This is a genomic window from Bacteroidia bacterium, assembly GCA_039924845.1.
Lineage (GTDB): Bacteria > Bacteroidota > Bacteroidia > DATLTG01 > DATLTG01 > DATLTG01.
Genome location: JBDTAC010000055.1, coordinates 1 through 22,641, shown reverse-complemented (window position 1 = coordinate 22,641; position 22,641 = coordinate 1). Strand labels below are relative to the sequence as shown.

21 protein-coding genes are annotated in these 22,641 nt (G+C 35.9%); 15 read left to right on the top strand and 6 right to left on the bottom strand.

What is annotated here, in order from left to right; all coding sequences use genetic code 11:
* From ABIZ51_06320 to thiL, 4 genes are all read left to right on the top strand, one after another.
* Window positions 1-624: hypothetical protein (locus ABIZ51_06320; GenBank protein ID MEO7088392.1), on the top strand; the 624-nt coding region annotated here is incomplete at its 5' end.
* Complete coding sequence (locus ABIZ51_06315; protein ID MEO7088391.1) at window positions 624-1,388, top strand: class I SAM-dependent methyltransferase; 765 nt, start codon at window positions 624-626, stop codon at window positions 1,386-1,388. The genes ABIZ51_06320 and ABIZ51_06315, both read left to right, overlap by 1 nt.
* A 7-nt stretch (window positions 1,389-1,395) precedes the next feature.
* A complete protein-coding gene (locus ABIZ51_06310; protein MEO7088390.1) occupies window positions 1,396-2,823 on the top strand; it encodes a bifunctional class I SAM-dependent methyltransferase/glycosyltransferase family 2 protein in 1,428 nt (475 codons plus the stop codon).
* A 1-nt stretch (window position 2,824) separates the two neighbouring features.
* Entirely contained in the window at window positions 2,825-3,868 is a 1,044-nt protein-coding gene (gene thiL / locus ABIZ51_06305) for a thiamine-phosphate kinase (GenBank protein ID MEO7088389.1), read from the top strand.
* Between the two features lie 3 nt (window positions 3,869-3,871).
* Here thiL and ABIZ51_06300 read toward each other — a convergent pair whose 3' ends face one another.
* Entirely contained in the window at window positions 3,872-5,416 is a 1,545-nt protein-coding gene (locus ABIZ51_06300; protein ID MEO7088388.1) for a hypothetical protein, read from the bottom strand.
* Window positions 5,417-5,883: 467 nt separating this feature from the next.
* Between ABIZ51_06300 and ABIZ51_06295 the strand changes: the two genes are divergently transcribed.
* The 6 genes from ABIZ51_06295 to ABIZ51_06270 all read left to right on the top strand — a co-directional run bounded on the left by ABIZ51_06295 (window position 5,884) and on the right by ABIZ51_06270 (window position 13,842).
* Window positions 5,884-7,491, top strand: coding sequence for a T9SS type A sorting domain-containing protein (locus ABIZ51_06295; protein ID MEO7088387.1), 1,608 nt, complete (start codon window positions 5,884-5,886; stop codon window positions 7,489-7,491).
* A 50-nt stretch (window positions 7,492-7,541) separates the two neighbouring features.
* The gene (locus ABIZ51_06290; protein ID MEO7088386.1) at window positions 7,542-7,790 is read left to right on the top strand and encodes a hypothetical protein; all 249 of its coding nucleotides are present in this window, start codon (window positions 7,542-7,544) and stop codon (window positions 7,788-7,790) included.
* 51 nt (window positions 7,791-7,841) lie between these two features.
* The gene (locus ABIZ51_06285) at window positions 7,842-8,819 is read left to right on the top strand and encodes an ATP-binding protein (protein MEO7088385.1); all 978 of its coding nucleotides are present in this window, start codon (window positions 7,842-7,844) and stop codon (window positions 8,817-8,819) included.
* Between the two features lie 82 nt (window positions 8,820-8,901).
* Window positions 8,902-10,419, top strand: a complete 1,518-nt coding sequence (gene gpmI / locus ABIZ51_06280; GenBank protein ID MEO7088384.1) for a 2,3-bisphosphoglycerate-independent phosphoglycerate mutase — start codon at window positions 8,902-8,904, stop codon at window positions 10,417-10,419.
* A 132-nt stretch (window positions 10,420-10,551) separates the two neighbouring features.
* Window positions 10,552-13,251, top strand: coding sequence for a gliding motility-associated C-terminal domain-containing protein (locus ABIZ51_06275; GenBank protein MEO7088383.1), 2,700 nt, complete (start codon window positions 10,552-10,554; stop codon window positions 13,249-13,251).
* Complete coding sequence (locus ABIZ51_06270; protein ID MEO7088382.1) at window positions 13,252-13,842, top strand: riboflavin synthase; 591 nt, start codon at window positions 13,252-13,254, stop codon at window positions 13,840-13,842.
* Window positions 13,843-13,939: 97 nt separating this feature from the next.
* Here ABIZ51_06270 and ABIZ51_06265 read toward each other — a convergent pair whose 3' ends face one another.
* From ABIZ51_06265 to ABIZ51_06250, 4 genes are all read right to left on the bottom strand, one after another.
* Window positions 13,940-14,566, bottom strand: coding sequence for a deoxynucleoside kinase (locus tag ABIZ51_06265; protein MEO7088381.1), 627 nt, complete (start codon window positions 14,564-14,566; stop codon window positions 13,940-13,942).
* 79 nt (window positions 14,567-14,645) lie between these two features.
* A complete protein-coding gene (locus ABIZ51_06260) occupies window positions 14,646-15,434 on the bottom strand; it encodes a hypothetical protein (protein MEO7088380.1) in 789 nt (262 codons plus the stop codon).
* Between the two features lie 9 nt (window positions 15,435-15,443).
* Window positions 15,444-16,229, bottom strand: a complete 786-nt coding sequence (locus tag ABIZ51_06255; protein MEO7088379.1) for an amidohydrolase — start codon at window positions 16,227-16,229, stop codon at window positions 15,444-15,446.
* An 11-nt stretch (window positions 16,230-16,240) separates the two neighbouring features.
* Entirely contained in the window at window positions 16,241-17,398 is a 1,158-nt protein-coding gene (locus ABIZ51_06250; protein ID MEO7088378.1) for a methionine aminotransferase, read from the bottom strand.
* Between the two features lie 216 nt (window positions 17,399-17,614).
* Between ABIZ51_06250 and ABIZ51_06245 the strand changes: the two genes are divergently transcribed.
* Both ABIZ51_06245 and ABIZ51_06240 read left to right on the top strand, forming a co-directional pair.
* Window positions 17,615-18,316: a CoA transferase subunit A gene (locus tag ABIZ51_06245; protein ID MEO7088377.1), complete on the top strand. Its 702-nt coding sequence runs from the start codon at window positions 17,615-17,617 to the stop codon at window positions 18,314-18,316.
* A 43-nt stretch (window positions 18,317-18,359) separates the two neighbouring features.
* Window positions 18,360-19,016 carry a CoA transferase subunit B gene (locus ABIZ51_06240; GenBank protein ID MEO7088376.1) on the top strand — a complete coding sequence of 219 codons (657 nt, stop codon included), beginning with the start codon at window positions 18,360-18,362 and terminating at the stop codon, window positions 19,014-19,016.
* A 13-nt stretch (window positions 19,017-19,029) separates the two neighbouring features.
* On the opposite strand, the gene ABIZ51_06235 is transcribed toward ABIZ51_06240, so the two are convergent.
* Entirely contained in the window at window positions 19,030-19,458 is a 429-nt protein-coding gene (locus ABIZ51_06235; protein MEO7088375.1) for a hypothetical protein, read from the bottom strand.
* Window positions 19,459-19,711: 253 nt separating this feature from the next.
* Between ABIZ51_06235 and ABIZ51_06230 the strand changes: the two genes are divergently transcribed.
* From ABIZ51_06230 to ABIZ51_06220, 3 genes are all read left to right on the top strand, one after another.
* Window positions 19,712-20,260: a SiaB family protein kinase gene (locus tag ABIZ51_06230; protein ID MEO7088374.1), complete on the top strand. Its 549-nt coding sequence runs from the start codon at window positions 19,712-19,714 to the stop codon at window positions 20,258-20,260.
* A gap of 2 nt (window positions 20,261-20,262) precedes the next feature.
* Entirely contained in the window at window positions 20,263-20,643 is a 381-nt protein-coding gene (locus tag ABIZ51_06225) for a SiaC family regulatory phosphoprotein (protein MEO7088373.1), read from the top strand.
* Between the two features lie 359 nt (window positions 20,644-21,002).
* A partial coding sequence (locus ABIZ51_06220; GenBank protein ID MEO7088372.1) for a SprB repeat-containing protein occupies window positions 21,003-22,641 on the top strand: 1,639 nt, incomplete at its 3' end.

Below are 22,641 nucleotides of genomic sequence, written 5' to 3'. Positions count from 1 at the left end.
CTAATCTCCTTCGTCGCTTTACAAACGCGTTGGGATCAGCCGCGTATCATTATGATACTTGTTCCGATGATGTTAATCGTGATACTTTACGGCATTTACAATGCCTTCAGCAAATCGCCTTCTCCTGTCCAAACTATTTATTTTTACATCGTTATCGGATTGTGTCTTTCCGGAGTGGTTGCATCGTGGAATAAAGCAAAAGAAAACATTCCCATTTTAGAAAAAAATTTAAGTGGCGATTTATATTACGGCTATACGCCGGATTGGGTAAATTATTTGAAGATGAGCGAATGGTGCAGCAAGAATTTACCGAAGGATGCGTATGTGGCTTGCCGCAAAGCCCCGATGTCGTTTATTTACGGAAACGGAAAAGAATTTTTTCCGGTTTATTCTGTTCATACCAGCGATCCTGACAGCGTTTTAGCATATTGCAAACAAAATAAAGTAACGTATGTTATGCTCGCCAGCTTACGCAGAAATTCAAAAGTGGCGGATCCGAATGCAATTATCAATACCTTGTGGAGGATGTTTCAGCCGGTAGCGCAAAAATATCCACAAAAGTTAAAATTGATTTACCAGCAAGGTGCAACGGAACCTACATTTTTATATCAAATCATTTATTAATGGGACTTCGCTATAAAAAACAATACGATTTAGATGATCCAAAAACAACTTTGGCACATCGCGATATTATCAAATCAAAACCATTTTTAAAAGAATTGTACGAAGAATGGTACGGATTATTGATGGAAAAATGCAAAATAGTTCCTGCTGGAAAAATGCTGGAAATTGGCTCAGGTGGCGGTTTCCTGAAAGAAATTTTTCCGGAAGTAATTACCTCTGATATTTTACCGTTGGATTGTTGCGACAAAATTGTTTCTGCAGAAGAATTGCCTTTTGCGAACGAAGAATTAAGCGCGATTATGATGGTAAATGTATTACATCACATTCCGCATCCTGAAAATTTTTTACAAGAAGCACAACGCACCTTAAAAATAGGTGGAAAAATTTTAATGGTAGAACCTGCAAACAGTTGGTTCGCTCGATTTATTTATCAGCATTTTCATCACGAACCTTTTAATCCCAAAGGCAATTGGGAAGTGCCTTCTACGGGTCCGCTTTCAGGAGCAAATGGCGCTATTCCTTGGATTATTTTTGAGCGCGACAAACAACTTTTCGAAAAAAAATTTTCCGAATTAAAATTAAATCCTGTTTTGTATCATACGCCTTTTCGTTATTTATTAAGCGGAGGAGTTTCGATGAAAGCCTTAGTACCAAAAGGAAGTTTCGGCTTTTTTAAATTTTCGGAAAAAATAGCAAGCCCGTTGGCGCGCGTTTTCGGAATGTTTGTTTTTATAGAAATCACAAAAATCGAATCAAAAAAATAATTTTTCATTGACAAAAATCACTTCACATACACTTGATTATTTTGAAAAAATAGCATCTGCGCCTGAAAAAAAACGTAGGCGACATTCGTACTATTGGAATGAAATTACTAATTATTGTAATTATTTTTCGCACGATGATTATTCCGTTTTGGAAGTAGGTTGCGGCACCGGAGAATTAATTAATGAAATAAAAGGGAAACGAAAAGTAGGTATTGATTTCAGTCCGAAAATGATTGAGAAAGCGAAAAATAAATTTTCGCAAGCCGAATTTTTTGTGATGTCCGCTGAAAATATTTCGTTTGACGAAAAATTTGATGTGGTCATATTGTCCAATCTTATCGGCTATTTGGATGATATTCAAGAAGTGTTTCAGCAATTGCATAAAGTGTGTCATTCTGAAACAAAAATTATCGTTACGTATTATAATTATTTGTGGGAACCGTTTTTGAAATTAGCGGAAACACTTGGCTTAAAAACTGCTTCGCCCGTTCAAAATTGGCTTACTTTATCCGACATAAATAATTTACTTTTCATTTCTGGATTTGATGTATATCGCAACAGCAAGCGCATGATTTTTCCATTTTACATTCCGCTTTTGTCGTCTTTTTTAAATCGTTATGTAGCGAAATTTCCTATTTTTAAATTCTTTTCACTGAATTATTACACCTTCGCAAAACCTTTGCCAACAGGTGATGAATCGCAGTATCAAAAAAAATATTCTACATCTGTCATTATTCCGGCACGCAACGAAAGTGGAAATATTGAAAATGCTATTTTGCGTTTACCAAATTTCGGGAAACACGTTGAAATTATTTTTATCGAAGGAAATTCCACGGATGATACTTGGGAAAAAATTCAGGAAATTCAAAAAAAATATGCTGCTACGCACGATATAAAAATCGGCAAACAAAAAGGCAAAGGAAAAGCCGATGCAGCAAGACTTGGTTATGATATGGCAACAGGCGATATTTTAATGATTTTAGATGCCGATTTAACGGTTCCGCCCGAAGACATTCCGAAATTTTACGATGCCATTGCTTCCGGAAAGGGCGGATTTATCAACGGTTCGCGCTTAGTTTATCAAATGGATAAAGAAGCGATGCGCTTTTTAAATTTGCTCGGAAATAAATTTTTCAGTTGGGCATTTACTTGGCTGCTCGAACAACGCTTTAAAGACACGCTTTGCGGAACGAAAGTAATTTTCAAAAAAGATTATGAACGCTTAGTTGCCAACCGAAAATATTTTGGAGATTTTGATCCTTTCGGAGATTTTGATTTAATTTTCGGAGCACATAAATTGAATCTTAAAATTGTTGAAATTCCAATTCGCTACAAAGAAAGAACCTACGGTACCACTAATATTTCGCGCTTCAAACACGGATTTATTCTGTTAAGAATGTGTGCTTTTGCCGCACGAAAAATAAAATTTATTTAAGATGATTGAGAAAAATAGTTCTCGCACCGAATTAGAAAAATTAGGCGAATTCGGTTTGATAAAACACCTCACCAAAAATATTATTTTAAAACACAAAACTTCTGTAAAAGGTGTGGGAGATGACGCTGCGGTGATTGATTCAAAAAATGAATTGACTCTCGTTTCTACAGATATGTTGGTGGAAGGCGTTCACTTCGATTTGAGTTATGTGCCGATGAAACATTTGGGCTACAAAGCTGTATCCGTAAATGTATCCGACATTTATGCGATGAATGCGGAGCCGAAACAAATTACAGTTTCTATCGCTATTTCCAACCGTTTTTCGTTGGAAGCGATTGAAGAATTGTACGAAGGAATTTACTTGGCTTGCAGTCGCTATAATGTTGATTTAGTTGGTGGAGATACGACTTCGTCCACATCTGGATTAATCATTTCTGTAACCGTTATCGGCACAGCAAAAGCGGATGAAATTGCGTATCGAAATACTGCCGTTGAAGGAAATTTAATTTGTCTAACTGGCGATTTGGGCGGTGCGTATGTGGGCTTACAATTGTTGGAAAGAGAAAAACAAATTTTCAAAGAAAACCCGAAAGTACAACCTGATTTAGAAGGTTTCGATTATATTTTGGAACGTCAATTAAAACCAGAAGCGCGAAAAGATATTCCACCGCTCTTAAAAAAATTAGAAATAAAACCGCTCGCGATGATTGATATTTCGGACGGTTTGGCTTCGGAGCTTTTGCACATCTGCACGCAATCAGAAGTGGGCGCAACTATTTACGAAGATAAACTTCCGATTGATCCTGTTACGTATGGCAAAGCGCGTGATTTTAATTTAGATCCTACTGTTTGCGCTTTAAATGGTGGCGAAGATTATGAATTGCTTTTCACCATTGATATTTCTGATTATGAAAAAGTAAAAGGAAATCCGAATATCACAGTAATCGGACACATCACGCACAAAGATGCAGGCGTAAATTTGATAACGCAAAACAACAGCGTTCATCCGATTACCGCGCAAGGTTGGGATGCCTTGAAAAAATAATTTTTAAGATTTTATTTTTTCTCTGAATAATTCTTTGAAAGGAGTTTTATTTATTTTACTCTCAACCCACGAAATAAAATCGAAGTGCTCAAACACTGGTTTTTCAAAGGGGTCGTCGGATAGCACTAATAACTCTTCTTTTAATTCGCGGTAATATTTTCGTAAATCAGGTTGTTTTTCTTTCATTATTTTTCCAATAAAATTGAGAAAAACAGTTTCAAATTTATACACTCTATTTTTCGAATTTAAAAAACGAAAAGTAGCTTTGTACGCATACGGAATAAAATCATTGTTCTCTAATTCCAAATGAATAATAAGATTTAGAATTTTAGTGAAACAATAAATATCTTGCGTCATCGCTACGTTGGAATCGTTCAGTAATTTCGTTGTCCACGCAAGGGCTTCCGAATATTTTTCCACACCAAAATAAGCCACGCTGATATTGTAATACAACAATATTTTTTGGACTTGATTTATTTTTCCTTCGTATTTTTTTAAACCTTTTTCAATCATCGGCACCAATTGCACACCTTTTGAAAATTCACCAGTTTCGATGTAAACGGTGAGTTCGAAATTATAACTGCTCGCAAAAATTTTTACTTCCAAATGAGCTGATTTTCCGGCAGGCAATAATTTAGTGATGTTCCGTAGTTTTTTCAAGTATTCCGAAGCTTCATCGTACCGTTTCAACAAATAACAAACGTTTAAAATATTGTTTAGAATAGCGACATATTTATTTGGATCTTCCTTAATTGTTTCCGTGTGCGATTGCACCAAATGAATGTGTTTTTTCAGATACACATATCCTTTTTCGTATTCGCCAACGGCATAATAATACGCGCCATAAATGTGATAAAATAAATCTTTTGTTTCGAAGGATAAATCTTTGTGGTCATTCTCCAGCACAGCGTTATCAATGATCTGCTTGAATTTACTCAGCTCTTTTTTATTCCGAATAGCACCTTGTTTATTGATCAGAAAAAAGAATTTGCTTTTTATATTCCACAAATAACTAATACTTTTTATTTTTTCGAAAAGTAAATTATCCGTAGCGTGAATTTTATCTAAACTTTTTTCGCTAACGCCGGAATACGCTGTAGCAGAAATAATTTTTTTCTCGCGCATCGAAATATCCAGCAAAGCCGCGTAGTTCTCGTATTTCGTAGCAAAACGTTTAGCGCTTGCTAATTCTTTTAAACATTCATCGTGCAAATCTTTTCGGTACAAAATTTCGATGCAATGCAATTGTCGTTTCAATTGTGCATCCACTGAACTATCCGCGTGAAACACATCTAAACTCCGCAAAATAGTTTCGTATAAACGTCCTTTGGTAATCGTAAAATTTTTGGTGAAAGATTCCTTTTGAAAGCGTTTTATTAATTTTTCTTCGTTGTATATTTCTTGCGTATCAATGGCTTCAAACAAACGCACGTAATTGCTTTCTCGCCCAGAACTGTTGCGTTGCACGTAAATTTTGAAATATCTTTTTTCCGCCGGCGTAAGCGATTTGACCAATCGGAATAAATTTTCGGAAACTTTTTTTGCCATTTTATTTTTGAAAAATTATTTTTTTGAACGCTTTTTTTTCGTCATTTATTTTGGTCTTGAAAAATTATTTTTTCGAACAGAAAAAACAAAAATACAGTATTTTAATGCAAAAATTCATCTTTTTTTCAACCGAAAATGCCCTCTCAGGCGTGTATAGTATTGAGCACTTTTGTTTTGAAAAAAATTCAATAAAATCAATACCTTCAGACATCCGGCACCTTAAAAAAGGGTGCCTCAGACGTGTATAGTTTAGACAAAAGTTGGTTTGCACAATACTTCTTTTCAAAATACTTTTACAATTACACAACGAAAGGCATATTTTTTATGCCGAGGTATTAAGTCGGCTGATTTTAGAACCGGGGGGTTTTTTTCAGCCGACTATACTTAAATTTTTACAAGTTGATTATAAAATTAGGAAAAATACTCACTTCGAAAAAATAATTTTTCAAACGATTAAAAAACACACCATGAAAAAAATTACTTTTTTACTCGCCCTTTTTGCCAGCTTCAGTTTTTCTGCGGAAGCGCAAACAAGCGCCACGATTGATACTAATATTGTTGCAGCAACTTTAGACTATCATCTTGGTTTTTTTGAAAATCCTAATTATCATCCAGGGTTTATTGTTCCCAAAAATTCTGGCTTAAGTACTATTTTAGCAAGTAATATTTGGATTGGAGGTTTGGATGCAAGCCATCAATTACATCTTGCTGCCGAGACATATAGTTATTATTCTAATCAACGTGATTTTGGTTCTGGACCAATCGCAAACAATTATACATCTGCTGCTTATTTAAGTCGTTACGACAATGTGTGGAAAATGGATAAATCTACTGTTGATTATCACAAAGCGCATTGGTCTGATCCTGGTTATGTAGTTCCGCTAAGTATTGCCAATTGGCCCGGAAACGGAAATGCTGCCAATGGAGAAGCGCATCTTTTAGCTCCTTATTTCGATTATAATGGTAACGGAATTTATGATCCACAAAATGGAGATTATCCTTTAATTCGTGGCGACCAAGCCGTCTTTTTTATTTGGAATGATGCCGATAGTGCTCACGCAACTGGTGGACTTCCTTTAGGAATTGAAATTCATGCGATGTTTTATGAAATGAATTGTTCTATTGACTCTGCTTTATTGCAAACTGTTTTTGCAAGTTTTCAAATTTACAATCGCTCCGTTAATAATTATGATTCTACTTATGTGGGTGTTTTTACTGATCAAGATATTGGATGTTCAGATGATGATTTTGAAGGCTGTGATTCTACTCTAAATATGTATTATGCTTATAATGGAGAGGCGATAGATCAAAATTGTCCTTCTCCTGAATTGCCTTATGGAGCTCATCCGCCTGCTGAAGCAACGGTTTTTCTAAATCAAAAAATGTCCTCTTTCATCTATTATAACAATGATTTTACAAGCATAGGAAACCCTTTGGTAGCAATGGATTATTATAATTATATGCAATCTAAGTGGAAAGATAGTACCCATGTAGTTTACGGTGGAAATGGACACTATTCATCAGACACTTTGTGTAATTATGTTTTTCCTGGTAATCCGAGCGATACATCTGCTTGGTCAGAAACTACGAATGGTGATCCAGCGGGGGACAGAAGAGGAATTGGCTCTACTGGTCCGTTTGCATTTCCTGCTGGAACTGAAAAAAATATAGATATTGCCTATGTTTTCGGGAGAAATTATACCAGTGCGGATTCTATTGGAAACTTAGCAAGTGTTACCACATTAAAACAAAATGTGCAACAAATTATAAACGATTATAATAATGGCTCGCCTTGCGGTGGAGATTTGAATACAGTAAAAAATTATTTTTCGAATCCTAAAAACCTGACTGTTTTCCCCAATCCCGCTACCAATCAACTAAACGTAAAAATAAATTTTGAAGCGAAGGATGTTACGTATCAAATTTATAATGCAATTGGACAAGAAATTTCGGAAGGAAATTTTGATTCAGGTGAAACCAACAACATTGATATAAGTCAATTGCCAAGCGGAATGTATATGCTTATTGTTCGCAATGCAGCAGGACAATTTGCGAAAAAATTTGTGAAGGAATAATATCAATATAATGTGTATGAAAGAATTAGGAAGGCGGAAAAAATAGTTTTATGGAAGGAATAACAGAGCTGAAAGTTGAAAAAAGCGGAAACGATTTACGTTTGTGTTTCGAGTTAAAAGCTGTTAACCTCAACAGATGTTTCGTAATTAGCGATACGGATGGAAACATCCTTTTAAAAGGTGTTTTAGAAGAATCAAAAAGCCATCAGATAGCTATTTCATTCCTCAAAAAGGGTTCTTTTCTTATTCATATTATTGAAGGAGAAAAACTTTTTTTCAGTCCGTTTAGCATAGAATAAAAAGGAAGTAACAGCAAAACGCTTTTTTTTATCTTTGCGTATTCCTTTGCTATGAAAAAATCTACAAACAAATCGAAACCGCTTTTTATTTTTTATTTATTGGTGGCGTATGTCTTTGTGCAATTTGGTTGGTGGTCGTATTTAATGGTGCAACAAACCAACGAAATTCATGCGCAAAAGGCACAATTGATTGTTTTAAAATTAACAGAGGCATCGCAAATATTTTCGGAACAACAAAAATTAGAAATGGATCTTCATCGCCGTTGGTGGATGATTAGCGGTGAAGGTAGCGTTTTTTTAGTGTTGATGATTTTGGGGATTTCGCGTGTTCAGAAAACATTTAAAGCGCAAACGGCTTTGGCAAATCTTCAAAAAAACTTTTTGCTTTCCGTTACTCACGAATTAAAATCGCCCATCGCTTCCGCGAAATTATTGCTGCAAACCCTACACAAAAGGGATTTGCCGAAAGAGCAACAAAAAGAAATTATTTCTAACGCCATTGATGATGCCGACCGATTAGATAATTTGGTGGAAAATATTTTGCTCGCTACCAACATCGAAAATAATTTATTTGTGTTGCACAAAGAGAAAATTAATTTTTCGGATTTGCTGGAAGAATTGGTTCAAAAATTAAGCACTTTATACAAAACACATACCTTCGAAAAAAATAGTGCTCCAGAAATTTTTTTTTCAGCAGATAAAATGGCGCTCTCTTCCATTGTATTGAATTTAGTGGAAAATGCGGTGAAATATTCTCCTGAAAAATCAACTATTTTTATCGTATTGGTGCAAAAAGGAAATCAAATTATTTTTTCGGTAAAAGATGAAGGCGTCGGAATTTCGGATACGGAAAAAGAAAAAATTTTTAATAAATTTTATCGTGTAGGAAATGAAAATACGCGAAAAACAAAAGGAACGGGATTGGGTTTGTACATCGTGAAAAACTTGGTAGATCAACATTCTGGAATCATCAGCGTAAAAAATAATTTTCCGAAAGGCAGTATTTTAGAAGTTACTTTTGATGTTTAAGAATAAAATCGGTATTCGTAAATTTGTAGTGATTCGTTTATTAGTAACCTAGTAATTTGTATTTGTAATTCGTAACCTGTTTATGTCGAAAAAAGTTGTGTTATTAATTTTAGATGGTTGGGGGCTCGGAGATGGCTCTAAATCGGATGCAATCACGCATGCAAAAACTCCTTTTGTAGATAGTTTGTATGAAAAATATCCGCATTCCACTGTGCTCACTTTTGGTGAAAATGTAGGTTTGCCAGATGGACAAATGGGAAACTCGGAAGTCGGGCATCTCAATATTGGCGCGGGGCGAATCGTATATCAAGATTTGGCGAAAATCAATAAAGAGGTGCGTGAAAAAAAGTTTTTTTCAAATCCTGTTTTGCTTGCGGCTTTTGAAGATGCGAAAAAAAATAATCGGAATGTACATTTTATGGGATTGCTTTCGGATGGTGGCGTTCACTCGCACGAGCAGCATTTATGGGCACTTTGCGAAATGGTAGAAAAAAATAATTTGCCGAATGTTTTTATTCATGCTTTTACGGATGGTCGCGATACCGATCCAAAAAGTGGCATTTCTTTTTTGAAAAAATTACAACAAAAAATTGAAAATACGAATATCAAAATAGCAAGTATTATTGGTCGCTATTACGCGATGGATCGTGATAAGCGCTGGGAACGAATTCAATTGGCGTATAATTTATTGGTGAAAGGCGAAGGAAAAAGGACGACCGATTATTTACAATCTGTTGAAGAATCTTATTCTGAAAATATAACCGATGAATTTATAAAACCGCTTATTTGTACTGATAAATCAGGAAATCCGATTGCAATTATAAAAGAAAATGATGTAGTGATTTGTTTTAATTTTCGTACAGATCGTTGTCGAGAAATTACACAAGTGCTTACGCAGCAAGATTTTCCGAAATTCGGAATGAAAAAATTATTTTTGAATTACATCACAATGACCAATTACGATGATGATTTTAAAAATGTAAAAATAGTTTACGACAAAGATCATCTGCATCAAACGCTTGGTGAAGTGCTTGCGAATGCTGGTAAAAAACAAATTCGGATGGCAGAAACAGAAAAATATCCACACGTAACTTTTTTCTTTTCGGGCGGACGAGAAACTATTTTTGAAAGTGAAAAAAGAATTTTAATTCCTTCGCTAAAAGTGGCTACGTATGATTTACAGCCGGAAATGAGCGCCATCGAATTAAAAAACGAATTGCTAAAAGAACTTCAAAAAAACGAAGCGGATTTTATTTGTTTGAATTTCGCAAATGCGGATATGGTGGGACATACTGGTGTTTATTCGGCTATTGTAAAAGCAGTAGAAACGGTGGATAAATGCGTGCAAGAAATTGTGGAAACAGGAATAAAAAATAATTATTCATTTATCATTATTGCCGATCACGGAAATGCGGATTATGCTGTAAATACAGATGGTTCACCGAATACAGCGCATAGCAAAAACTTGGTGCCCTGTATTCTTATTGACAATCAATACAAAAAAATTAACAAAGGGAAATTAGCAGACATCGCTCCAACGATTCTCAAATTAATGGATGTAGAAATTCCTGTTGAGATGACAGGGAATGCCTTGATTTGATTTTCTCGCTTCAAAAAATTATTTTTTTGAAGCCTCTTTTTTTCTAAACCTAACGACTCTTTTGAAGTCGAAATGCACAGATATTTAAAAAAACGTACCTTAGCGCTTCGTATACGCGAACAATCATTTCGAATGAAAAAGATTTTTTTACCAATTGTTTTTTTATGTTGCTTTGTAAATGCAGCTTTTGCAACCCACAACCGTGCGGGTGAAATTACATTTAAACATATTTCAGGATTAACGTATCAAGCAGTTGTAAATACATATTCAAACACTTGCTCTTTGCCTGGGGGCGGCTTTCCACCTGATAGAGAAGAGTTGACTATTTATTGGGGGGATGGCGACTCTTCTGTTATTTTTCGTACCAACGGAACTGTTGGCTCAGACGGAATACCTGAAGGTGTGCCGCTTTGTACTTGTTCTAAACACAATCAATATACTGGACAACACACGTATCGCGGTCCTGGAACTTACACGTTAAGTATGGAAGATCCAAACAGAAATGGCGGTATCGAGAATATTCCGAATTCTGTGAACGAGCCTTTTTATATTTATTCTATTTTAACCATTAATCCTTTTCTGGGAGATGATAATTCGCCAATTTTATTAAATCCGCCAAGTTGTATTTCGGCTTGTGCAAACATTTGTTTTTATTATAATTGCAACGCTTATGATCCAGATGGAGACAGTTTGAGTTATTCGTTAATTCCGTGTAAAGGACATGCTGGCGTAAATATTTTTGGATACACTTATCCGCCCACAACATCCACTTTTTCGATTGATCCGATTTCAGGCTTGCTCAGTTGGTGTAGCCCTTCGTCTTGCACGGATCCTCCTCCTTGCGAATACAATGTGGCAATATTAGTTTCAGAATACCGAAAAGGAACTTTTATCGGTGCCGTAGAAAGAGATATGCAAATTGATGTGAGTCAGAGCTGTATTGATAACCTGCCACAAATTACAGCGCCAGATACCTGCGTAGTTGCGGGAACATTGGTGCGAGTTCCTATCAAAGCGACAGATTCGGATATAGGGCAAGATGTAACATTGAATGTTACTGGCTATCCGTTTTCGTTGAGTCCTCCGGCTGTATGTCCAATACCTTCTCCGACAAATCCTGTTAATACTTTGTTTTCATGGCAAACCAATTGTACCGATGTACGTTCACAGCCCTACGGAATATCCGTAGAAGCAACGGATAATTATACCCCACCTTTAAGCAATTTTAAAACGTTTAATGTGCTGGTTGTCGGTCCAGCTCCTACCAATCTTACTGCAACGCCACTTGGTACAAGTATTAAATTAAATTGGAATGCCAGCGCGTGCCCGCAAGTAACTGGCTATAATATTTACAGGCGTATCAACTGTTCTACTTGGCAGCACGGACCTTGCGAAGTAGGTGTTCCTGCCTATACGGGATATGTTCTCATTGCTACCGTAAACGGACTTAATACAACTACTTTCACAGATAATAACAACGGTAGCGGTTTAATACACGGAGTGCAATACAGTTATATTGTAGATGCGAACTATCCTTTGCCAGATGCCGCGGTAAGCTATGCCTCCAATCAAGTTTGTTTGCAGCTAATTCGTGATGTGCCTGTTATTACTGGTGTTTCTGTGGATACAACAGATGTTACTTCTGGAAAAATATTAATTCGATGGATTAAACCAATTGCCAACAGTACTAATTTAGACACCATTGGAAATCCTGGTCCTTATACATTTATCGTGATGCGCGGACAAGGTTTTTCTCCAAGTTCACTCACACAAATTAAATCATTCAGCAGCCCGAATTTTTATTCGTTAAGCGATACACTTTATATGGACGATAGCCTCTTAGATACTCAAGATTATCCATACACTTATCGCATTGATTTTTACGCTGGAGGAGGAAGTAATTTTATTGGTTCTACCAATACAGCATCTTCGGTTTTTTTAACTTCCACACCTGCCAGCCGAAAAGTAAATTTGCAATGGTCAGAACATGTCCCTTGGACGAATTATCAATATCAAATTTTGAAACAAAATCCGGTTACAAAAATATATTCTTCCATCGGTACAACTACATTACAAACATATACCGATAGTATGTATTTAGAAAATCATGATACGTATTGTTATAAAATTGTAAGTATTGGCAAATATTCGGATACGATTACCATTCCGCATCCGCTGATAAATTATTCAGAGAAAAAATGCGAAACGCCAATTGATACCGTTCCGCCTTGCCCGCCAAAACTGGTTGCGAGTGCCGATTGCGACCTTTCACAAAATACATTGGTTTGGACCAATCCAAATCATTCCTGTTGCAGTGATACTAAGTTTTACAGCATTTATTATAGCTCTGTCGAAAATACACCTTTGCAATTTGTAACAACGATAAATGCACTTTCGGATACTACATTTCTACAAAGTAATTTAGCTTCTTTGGCAGGATGTTACGCCGTTACTGCTACCGATTCATCTGGAAATCAAAGCGCGTACAGCAATGTAGTGTGTGTGGATAATTGCCCGGAATATCAATTGCCCAACGTATTTACACCAGACAATGATGGAAAAAATGATTTTTACGTGCCCATTCCTCCAGTGAAATACATCAAAAATATTGACATTAAAATTTTTAATCGTTGGGGACAAATTATGTTTGAAACCAGCGACCCGAATATTAGGTGGGACGGAACCAATCAAAGTGATAAAAGCACCTGTTCTGAAGGAACGTATTTTTATATCTGCACTGTTAATGAGATTCGCGTAACTGGTATAAAACCAATTGTTTTAAAAGGATTTATACAATTACTGCGAAATAAAAAAGAGGGATCCGGACACTAAATGTTTAGCGGAATCATAGAAAGTACAGGCACAATTACTGCGCTCAAAAAGGAAAAAAATAATTTACAGATTACCGTTTCTGCTCCCTTTATATCTGAATTAAAAATAGACCAAAGCATCGCACACAATGGCGTTTGCTTAACCGTCGTGAAAATAAAAAACACGGAATACACCGTTACCGCGATTGAAGAAACACTCCAAAAAACAAATCTGAATACATTAAAAAAAGATGATTTTATTAATTTGGAACGTTGCTTAAAAGTGGGCGATCGCTTGGATGGACACATTGTACAAGGGCACGTGGATCAAACAGCAATATGTGTCGAAAAAAAAATTTTGAAAGGCAGTTATTTGTTTCGTTTTCAATACAGTGATTTTAAAAAAGCCTTGACTGTTGAAAAAGGTTCTATCTGTGTAAACGGTGTCAGTCTTACGGTTGTAGAGTCTTTGAAAAAATATTTCTCGGTTGCCATTATTCCCTACACCTTTCAACACACCAATTTTAAAACTTTAAAAAAAGGAGATATTGTGAATATTGAATTTGATATTCTCGGGAAATACATCGCGCAAATGTATGCGTTGAAAAAATAATTTTTTGAAGGTAAAAAATGTCCGCGCGTATTGATTGAGAAAAGGGCTTTGAAAAAATAATTTTTCAAACGAAAAAAAGGAACGAAAAAATATTTTTTTAAAACAATCCGTTTATTTCTGCGTCAATTTTTTTTATGATTACTCCCAAATCTTCGGGACGTTCCGAAAAATTATTTTCATCCACATCCACCACCAATAATTTTCCGCCTTTGTGTTCTTCTTCGTATGTGCTAATCCACGCTTCGTAGCGTTCGTTCAGTCTTTTCAAGTAATCCAAGCGAATGGCTTCTTCGTATTCTCTTCCTCTTTTCTGAATTTGTTTTACTAAAGTAGGAACGGAAGCTCTCAAATAAATCAATAAATCAGGCGCTTTAATAAACGAATTCATCAACTTAAACATCGACATATAATTTTCGTAATCGCGCGTGGTCATCAATCCCATCGCATGTAAATTAGGTGCAAAAATATATGCATCTTCAAAAATAGTACGGTCTTGAATCACATTTTTTCCGCTTTCGTGAATTTCAGTAACTTGTCGGAAACGCGTACTCAAAAAATACACTTGCATATTAAAGGACCATCGTTGCATTTCTTCGTAAAAATCGTTGATGTACGGATTGTCGTTCACATCTTCAAAATGAGGTTGCCAATTGTAATGCTTGGAAAGCAGCGTGGTTAGGGTGGTTTTTCCGGATCCGATGTTTCCGGCAATGGCTATATGCATAAAATTATTTTTTAGAGAAGACTAAAATACGAAATCTATTTGACGCGAAACAAAATGTAACATTTCTTAACGAAAAAAATTAGTTGGCTTTATAAATATCTACTTCATTTTTCTTTTGAAGATACAATCTATCTTTCTGAATATTCAGTGAAATAATGCTTGTATCGGGCAATGTATAATTTTGTTGTTCCAAAGTTTTGGTATTGAAACTGCAAAATTTATTTTCCGAAAAATAAAATAATTTATCTCCATTTACTTGAAAATTAGTTAAGTTTTTAATAGGAATGGTCTCGGAATACGTCCCATACACATCAAAAACCAAAATGCCCGTGGCGGGATTATTGAGATATACTTTACTGTTGTATTCGATCAAATAATTTGGATTCATCGTAATGCTTAACATCTGACTAATATTGCCTGTTTGCTGCGTCGTTTGCAGGTTTTGGTCAATGCGAAGTAATCCAAAGTTTTGAGGATTGTAAATCCAAGTGCCATTGTTATGCGAAGAACAAATTAATTGCGCCTGCGCTAAGCCAAGGTCCGTAAGGGAAATTGGACTTCCATTTTCACTGAGCGTATTGTCTAAAAAAACGATTTGAGAAAAATCGCTGTAAAAAACAACCAGTTTTAAAGGATTGGTAGCATCTACAAAACTGATGTTTCCAAAATTTTTATTGGTATATGTTTTTAGTAAATTTCCATTGGCATCATACTCTTCCAGCAAATCGTTTTTTACGAGATATACATTTTGCAAATTATCCGTCGTCAAAAATGTGCAGGATTCTGGTAAGGATTTTACCAATACATAATTATTATTGGAAGCAAACCCAACACTCAAAAACAGCAACAGAAAAATTATTTTTTTCATGCGAAATTTTTAATCGTTTAATTTAATTTCAAAATTATCTGCATCCATTTGTACTGGAAAATCAGTTCTATATTTTTCCAATTCGTTCCAATTTAATACTATTGTTTCAGTTGTATCTTCGTTCGCTTTCGTTTTACAGATAAGGTTTCCACGTGGATCAATAACTCCAGAATCGCCACTGTGAAAAATTTCATGTCCGTCATTTCCAATCCGATTAACACCAATTACATAACATTGATTTTCGATGGCGCGTGCTTGTAGCAATGTTTTCCAATGATGATTTCTACGCTCGGGCCAATTGGCAATGTACAACAAACAATCGTAATTATTTTTATTTCGGCTCCAAACCGGAAAACGTAAATCATAACAAACCAAGGGACAAATTTTCCAGCCTTTTAATTCCACAATTATTTTTTTATTTCCAGTACTGAAAAAATTATTTTCTTCACCCATTCTAAAAAGATGGCGCTTATCGTATGACTGATATTTTCCATCGGATTGCATCCAAACCAAACGATTGTAATATTTCTCATTTTCATTGATAATAAGGCTTCCAGCGATACAGCAATTTTTTTCTTTTGCTTTTTCACGCAACCATTGCATCGTTTTTCCGTTGGATTTTTCTCCGAGTTTTTTTGTGTTCATGGAAAATCCAGTGTTAAACATTTCTGGAAGAACAATCAAATCCGTTTGCTCTGAAATGGCAGCAATTTTCTCCGAAAACAAATTCAAATTTTCATCCACACTTTCCCAAAAAAGCGAAGTTTGAATGATTGTAACAATTATATTTTCCATCGGATTACAAATTAAATACGACACAAAATTTCAGCGGCTTTCTCAATCGTTTCTGTTGTTTTTGCAAAACAAAAACGCAATACACAATCATTTTCTGGCTCGTGATAAAAAGCAGAAACTGGAATGGAAGCCACACCAAACTCAGTTGTAATGCGCTTCGCCAGCTCTGTATCTTTTTCATCACTGATGTTTTTATAACTCAACAATTGAAAATAAGTTCCCGCCGAAGGCTTTAATATAAATCGGGATTTTTTTATTTTCTCAATAAATAAATCTCTTTTTTGTTGATAAAAATTTCTGAGTTCTAAATAATTTTTTTTCGTTTTTAAAAATTCTGCCAAAGCATATTGCACAGGCGTATTGCAGGAAAAAACTAAAAATTGATGCACTTTTCGAAACTCTGCCATTAAATTTTTTGGCGCCACGCAATAGCCCATTTTCCAACCTGTTGTATGAAATGTTTTTCCGAAAGAAGAAATAATAAAACTTCGTTCCGCCAATTTCGGAAAACGTGCAACGCTTTGGTGTTGCTGCTCATCGAAGATAATGTGTTCGTACACTTCATCGCTCAAAATAATAATATCTGTACTTTTCACAATTTCTTCCAGTTGCAGTAAATCTTCTTTCGAAAGTACCGTTCCTGTTGGGTTATGAGGCGTATTGATAATAATCATTTTGGTACGATGGTTGATCATTTTTTTTACTTCGTCCCAATTGATATAGTAATCGGGCGCTTTCAGCGGAAAATAAATTGTTTTTCCTCCGTTTAACGTAATCGCAGGTTCGTAACAATCATAGGCAGGTTCAAAAATAATGACTTCATCGTTTTCACGAATAATGGCTGAAATAGCTGTAAAAATGGCTTGTGTAGCGCCGGCAGTAATGGTGATTTCCGTTTCCGGATCGTATGCTGTTCCGTAAAGTGTTTTTGTTTTTTCAGCAATAATTTCGCGAAGTGGCTGTATTCCTGCCATCGGAGCATATTGATTAAAACCTTTTTTCATGTATTTATTGACCAAGTCCACCAATTCTTCCGAGCACGGAAAATCTGGAAATCCTTGTGATAAGTTTATCGCGTTGTGCTCCATCGCTAATTTCGACATGATGGTAAAAATGGTTGTTCCTACTCTTGGCAACTTGTTGGCGATGGCTCCTGAAAATGTTGGCATAAATTAGTTCTTCGGTTTTGTTGTTAAAGGTAAAAAAATATTTTTTGCAAGTAAAAAACGTTCAAATCTCGATAAAAATAAATCTTGTTTCGAAAAAATAATTTTTCAAACGTATTTCCAGAGCGGGAATTTTGAATCGGTTCAAAAAAAAATTTTTTTCAACGCACTTTTTTTACAACATTTGTACAGACAAAAAAACAATTTTTCAATCCATTTATTATGAATAAAGTAGTAGCCAACGCGGATGAAGCGATAAAAGACATCAAAAACAATGTAACAATTATGCTCGGAGGCTTTGGCTTGTGCGGCATTCCGGAAAATTGCATCGCAGCCTTGCAAAAAAAAGGAATCACTGGTTTAACGTGTATTTCTAACAATGCTGGTGTGGATGATTTTGGTTTAGGATTATTATTGAAAAAACATCAAATAAAAAAAATGATTGCTTCGTACGTAGGCGAAAATGCAGAGTTTGAGCGACAAATGCTCACCAAAGAAATGGAAGTAGAACTCATCCCGCAAGGTACTTTAGCAACTCGATGTTGGATGGGCGGAGCAGGAATTCCAGCTTTTTTTACGCCCGCAGGTTACGGAACAGAAGTAGCGGAAGGCAAGGAAACGCGCGAGTTTGACGGAGAAAAATATTTGATGGAACGTTGGCTGAAAGCCGATTTCTCAATTGTAAAAGCTTGGAAAGGCGATACACTCGGAAATTTAATTTACAAAGGCACAGCGCGTAATTTTAATCCGATGATGGCAATGGCAGGGAAAATTACAATTGCCGAAGTAGAAGAATTGGTGCCTGCCGGAGAATTGGATCCGAATGAAATTCATACTCCTGGAATATTTATACAACGTATTTTTAAAGGAGTGAATTATGAAAAAAGAATTGAACAACGCACCGTTCGCAAACGCAGCTAAAAAACTTACGAACTTATAATTATAGAAATTTCAAATTAAAACCATGCTTGACAAAAACGGAATCGCGAAACGCATTGCAAAAGAATTGCAAGACGGCTATTATGTAAATCTCGGAATCGGTATTCCCACATTGGTTGCCAACTATGTCCCGAAAGGAATAAATGTTATTTTTCAATCTGAAAACGGGTTGCTCGGAATGGGACCTTTTCCTTTTGAAGGAGATGAAGACGCCGATATGATTAATGCCGGGAAGCAAACAGTAACAACACTTCCAGGCTCTTCTATTTTTGATTCGGCAACAAGTTTTGCAATGATTCGTGGCGGACACGTACAATTGACAGTACTTGGCGCGATGGAAGTAAGCGATTCTGGCGACATTGCGAGTTGGAAAATTCCGGGTAAAATGGTGAAAGGAATGGGCGGAGCAATGGATTTAGTGGCTTCTGCAAAAAATATTATTGTAGCGATGCAGCACGTCAATAAAAATGGAGAATCAAAATTATTACCCGAATGTACGCTTCCGTTGACGGGCGTAAAATGCATCAAAAAAATAATTACGGAAATGGGGATGTTTGATATTACACCGCAAGGATTTCGTTTAATCGAGCGCGCTCCGGGCGTTTCTGTTGAACAAATAAAAAATGCAACCAAAGGAAGATTGGTCGTAGAAGGAAGTATTCCAGAAATGATAATTGACTAAAATATTAATTTTTTCAGTTAAAAATATGCAGCGTAGAACTGCCATCGTAACTGGTTTCGTATTGTTTCAATGGTGCGGTAGCTGGACCTCTTGTAACAGATCCATCCATCAATAAAAATTTTGAACCGCAACACGGATCGAAAGCGGTCAGATTATTAGTTGAATCTACTTTTACCAAAGCGCAAGTATTGTTCGGTTGATAGGGGCAATCGCGATCATAAGCCATAAATTCCGTGCTCGATTTTCGATACACAATAATTCCGCGCACTCCTCCATCAATATACACCCAGCCCGTAACAGCATTGAGTTTCACGTAGGCAGGCTCACCCAACGTTAAATAAATATTAACGCCCGTTAACGGCACTTGATCCTGTTGTTTGGTACACGAAAAAGTAACTGCAAATAGTACAAAAATACTGGTCGCTAAAAATTTTTTTCTCATCAATTTTCTTTCTATTAATGAATAGAATTTAAAAAGAACAAAGCAAAGGTATAAAAATGCCGTTTGAAAAATATTTTTTCAAACGGTAAATAATACTATTATTGCTTATGTCATAAAAATAAGCAGAAGCCTAATATCTTGTAAATGAGTAGGATTCCAACCATCGAGTCAAAAAAAATAGATATAATATTGTTTTTTTTAGATTTAATTGTAATTTTATCAAATTAACATTTCCAAACTACTCAGCAGGTTTATGGATATTATTTCTAAGTACAATTCTGTAAGCGAACTATACAAGAGCAACGGCAAAACCAAGTTGGTTACTTCGCATTGCGGAGAAATGAGTCAGGACAAAGCCAATGCGATTATTTGTTTGATTGAAAATTATTTAGAAAATAGCGGCGTGAGTCACAAAGCGGTGAAAAAGATTTTCAACATTGTAGTGGAAACCCTTCAGAACATTCGTTTACATGGAGATAAAGACAAGAGCGGAAATCAGCCTTCTTTTTTTATTGCTGCACATCATGAAGATGAATTTATGTTGGCGAGTGGAAATTTAATTCGTACCGAGAAAGTAGCGGAATCCGAGTTAAAACTTGACAAAATAAAACGTTCGAACGAAAAAGAATTAAAAAAATCATACATGGAAGTCCTTTCGGAAGGAAGCCTTTCGGCTAAAGGTGGCGCTGGTTTGGGGTTTCTGACGATTGCATTAAAATCAGAAAATAATATTCGATTTAATTTTGAAAAAGTAGATTCAGTGAATTCATTGTTTTTTTTAGAATCAAAAATAACAGGCTAATTATGAACGCATTTACGAAGGAAGAAACACAAAATACGCCGAAAATAAATTTCGATATCCAAAAAAATATTTTTGAGATTTCTGGAAAATCCTTTCCAGAAGATTCCCAAGGTTTTTATCAGCAATTGCTTACTTGGATGGACGAAACAGCGAATGCATTTCCGGATATTTTTAGTGTAAATTTTAATTTTTATTACATCAGTTCATCTTCTATTATTGCCATCAAAAAATTATTATTGAAATTGAAACATCAAGAAAGTGTCGGAAAAAAAATAACTATTTTTTGGCATTACGATGAAGATGATGACGATATTAAACGCACCGGCGAAGACTACGAAAAAGTAGCCGGAATGAATTTTTCCTTTGTCGCCAACAAGGAATAAATTCAATCATTCCATTAAATTTTTGCTTGATTTTTTGTGTTTGAAAAAATAATTTTTCAAACTGGGTTTCTGCATCCGAAAAAATAATTTTTTCGGACTAATTTTTCGGCAATTATTCTCCATCAAAAAAATAATTTTTCAAACCGAAAATAGTGTATAAATTTCTATGTCTTTTTCCGTATCTTTTTTAAAACAGACTCGTACAACCAGTAAAATCAAAACCTCAATTAAATGAAACAACCATTTAAAATGAACAGTACGCCCAAGGTAATGGGAAATAAAGTAAAACAAAAAAACACGTTGATGAATACACCTTTATTCCACTTTACCGATGGCTGAAATCTCTAAATTAAAGAGCCATGAATGCAAAAAAGTTTTTTGGCTTATGCGTAATCAGTGCATTAGCTACCTCTCTCAGCGTTGCTCAGCAAGTTGAGAACCCTTCTGGAAATATTTTTTTCGGAAGCGATTCATTAAACGGTTTTAACACTGCTCAGTGTTATCAAGAAGCACTTGCGAATCATCTGAATTCAAAAGAAACATCTACTTATTTTTACTTCCAAGAGAAAAAATTCATTGACCAAAAATACCATCTCGAAATTCCTCCAAATCCCATTTACACAGGTAATTTAAGTACTTTAACAAGTGCTTGTAACAATGTGGATTTTGAAAACGGAAATTTTGGTGGCTGGACGGGAGCGATTGGTTATAATGCAAATTCTACAACAGCTTTGACGATTACTTCTCCTGCTATCAATACACTTGGTGTAAATTCTCCAGAAGCTTCTTGTTCTTACCATACCATCGTTACAGCTGCTTCAGGAAATGATCCTTATGGTGGGTTTCCGATGTTGGACGCAGGTGGTGGAACTTATGCTGTACGTATTGGTGGAGAAGACATTAATGAATATTTTGGTTCTAATGGCACATACAGTTGTTCCGCAGGTGGACCTGGCGGTGAAAGTGGCGGAGAAATGCTTCAGCAAACATTTAATGTTACAGCCGCTAATTCGCTCTTTACGTATAAATACGCCGTTGTGTTGGACGACGGTGGACATGCGGCAGGAGAACAGCCTTATTTTAGAACAGAAGTATTTGATCAATTTGGACATCCTATTCCTTGTTTGCAATATTATATACAAGCCAGCAATGGCGTGCCTCCTACAGGATTTTTAAATTCTACTACTCCAAATGTGTATTATCTCCCTTGGACAAGCAATAGTTTAAATTTAGGCGCTTACATCGGACAAACTGTTACGGTACGCTTTACTGCTGCAGGATGTATTTTTGGTGGACACTTTGGATATGCTTATATTGATTGTTCTTGTGGTTCTGTGGCAATTAGCACTTCTCCTACCACATGTATTGGAGGAATTATCACATTAACTGCTCCTGCGGGCGGATCCAATTATCAATGGACACCAGTTCCTGCTGGTCCGGGCATTGTGGGTTCTAGTACAGGTCAATCTTGTAATGTCAATCAAAATGGAGAATATCAAGTAACCGTTACAACTGGCAGCGGTTGCAGTTATGTATTAGATACTGTGGTTTCGTTTTCCCCAATGCCGATAACTACTATTTCTACTGCTAATATTACTTGTAATGGTGCAGCAAATGGTTCGGCAACTGCAACTCCTTCTGGCTCTGGTCCTTTTATTTATTCATGGAGTACCATTCCATCTCAAACAACAGCTACTGCTACAGGCTTGAATGTTGGTAATTATACTGTTACGGTTACTGCTTCCGCAGGATGTACAAGCACAGCAATTGCTACTATCACGCAACCTTCTGTTTTAAAAATACAAGCTGCAGGTTTTTCAGCGACATGTAATGGGACTTGCAATGGATATGCTGTGGTGATACCCTCAGGTGGAACAGCACCCTATACGTATTCATGGACACCAAGCGGTAATACGACAGCCAATGCCAATAATCTGTGTGCTGGTAGCTATTGCATTAAAGTAACGGATGCACATGGATGCAGTACAGATACTTGTG

Excerpts from the sequence above, each read along its gene's own strand:
- ABIZ51_06315 (MEO7088391.1), top strand. The coding sequence starts at position 624 with ATGGGACTTCGCTATAAAAAACAATACGATTTAGATGATCCAAAAACA.
- thiL (MEO7088389.1), top strand. The coding sequence starts at position 2,825 with ATGATTGAGAAAAATAGTTCTCGCACCGAATTAGAAAAATTAGGCGAA.
- ABIZ51_06300 (MEO7088388.1), bottom strand. The coding sequence starts at position 5,416 with ATGGCAAAAAAAGTTTCCGAAAATTTATTCCGATTGGTCAAATCGCTT.
- ABIZ51_06295 (MEO7088387.1), top strand. The coding sequence starts at position 5,884 with ATGAAAAAAATTACTTTTTTACTCGCCCTTTTTGCCAGCTTCAGTTTT.
- ABIZ51_06290 (MEO7088386.1), top strand. The coding sequence starts at position 7,542 with ATGGAAGGAATAACAGAGCTGAAAGTTGAAAAAAGCGGAAACGATTTA.
- ABIZ51_06285 (MEO7088385.1), top strand. The coding sequence starts at position 7,842 with ATGAAAAAATCTACAAACAAATCGAAACCGCTTTTTATTTTTTATTTA.
- gpmI (MEO7088384.1), top strand. The coding sequence starts at position 8,902 with ATGTCGAAAAAAGTTGTGTTATTAATTTTAGATGGTTGGGGGCTCGGA.
- ABIZ51_06275 (MEO7088383.1), top strand. The coding sequence starts at position 10,552 with ATGAAAAAGATTTTTTTACCAATTGTTTTTTTATGTTGCTTTGTAAAT.
- ABIZ51_06270 (MEO7088382.1), top strand. The coding sequence starts at position 13,252 with ATGTTTAGCGGAATCATAGAAAGTACAGGCACAATTACTGCGCTCAAA.
- ABIZ51_06265 (MEO7088381.1), bottom strand. The coding sequence starts at position 14,566 with ATGCATATAGCCATTGCCGGAAACATCGGATCCGGAAAAACCACCCTA.
- ABIZ51_06260 (MEO7088380.1), bottom strand. The coding sequence starts at position 15,434 with ATGAAAAAAATAATTTTTCTGTTGCTGTTTTTGAGTGTTGGGTTTGCT.
- ABIZ51_06255 (MEO7088379.1), bottom strand. The coding sequence starts at position 16,229 with ATGGAAAATATAATTGTTACAATCATTCAAACTTCGCTTTTTTGGGAA.
- ABIZ51_06250 (MEO7088378.1), bottom strand. The coding sequence starts at position 17,398 with ATGCCAACATTTTCAGGAGCCATCGCCAACAAGTTGCCAAGAGTAGGA.
- ABIZ51_06240 (MEO7088376.1), top strand. The coding sequence starts at position 18,360 with ATGCTTGACAAAAACGGAATCGCGAAACGCATTGCAAAAGAATTGCAA.
- ABIZ51_06235 (MEO7088375.1), bottom strand. The coding sequence starts at position 19,458 with ATGAGAAAAAAATTTTTAGCGACCAGTATTTTTGTACTATTTGCAGTT.
- ABIZ51_06230 (MEO7088374.1), top strand. The coding sequence starts at position 19,712 with ATGGATATTATTTCTAAGTACAATTCTGTAAGCGAACTATACAAGAGC.
- ABIZ51_06225 (MEO7088373.1), top strand. The coding sequence starts at position 20,263 with ATGAACGCATTTACGAAGGAAGAAACACAAAATACGCCGAAAATAAAT.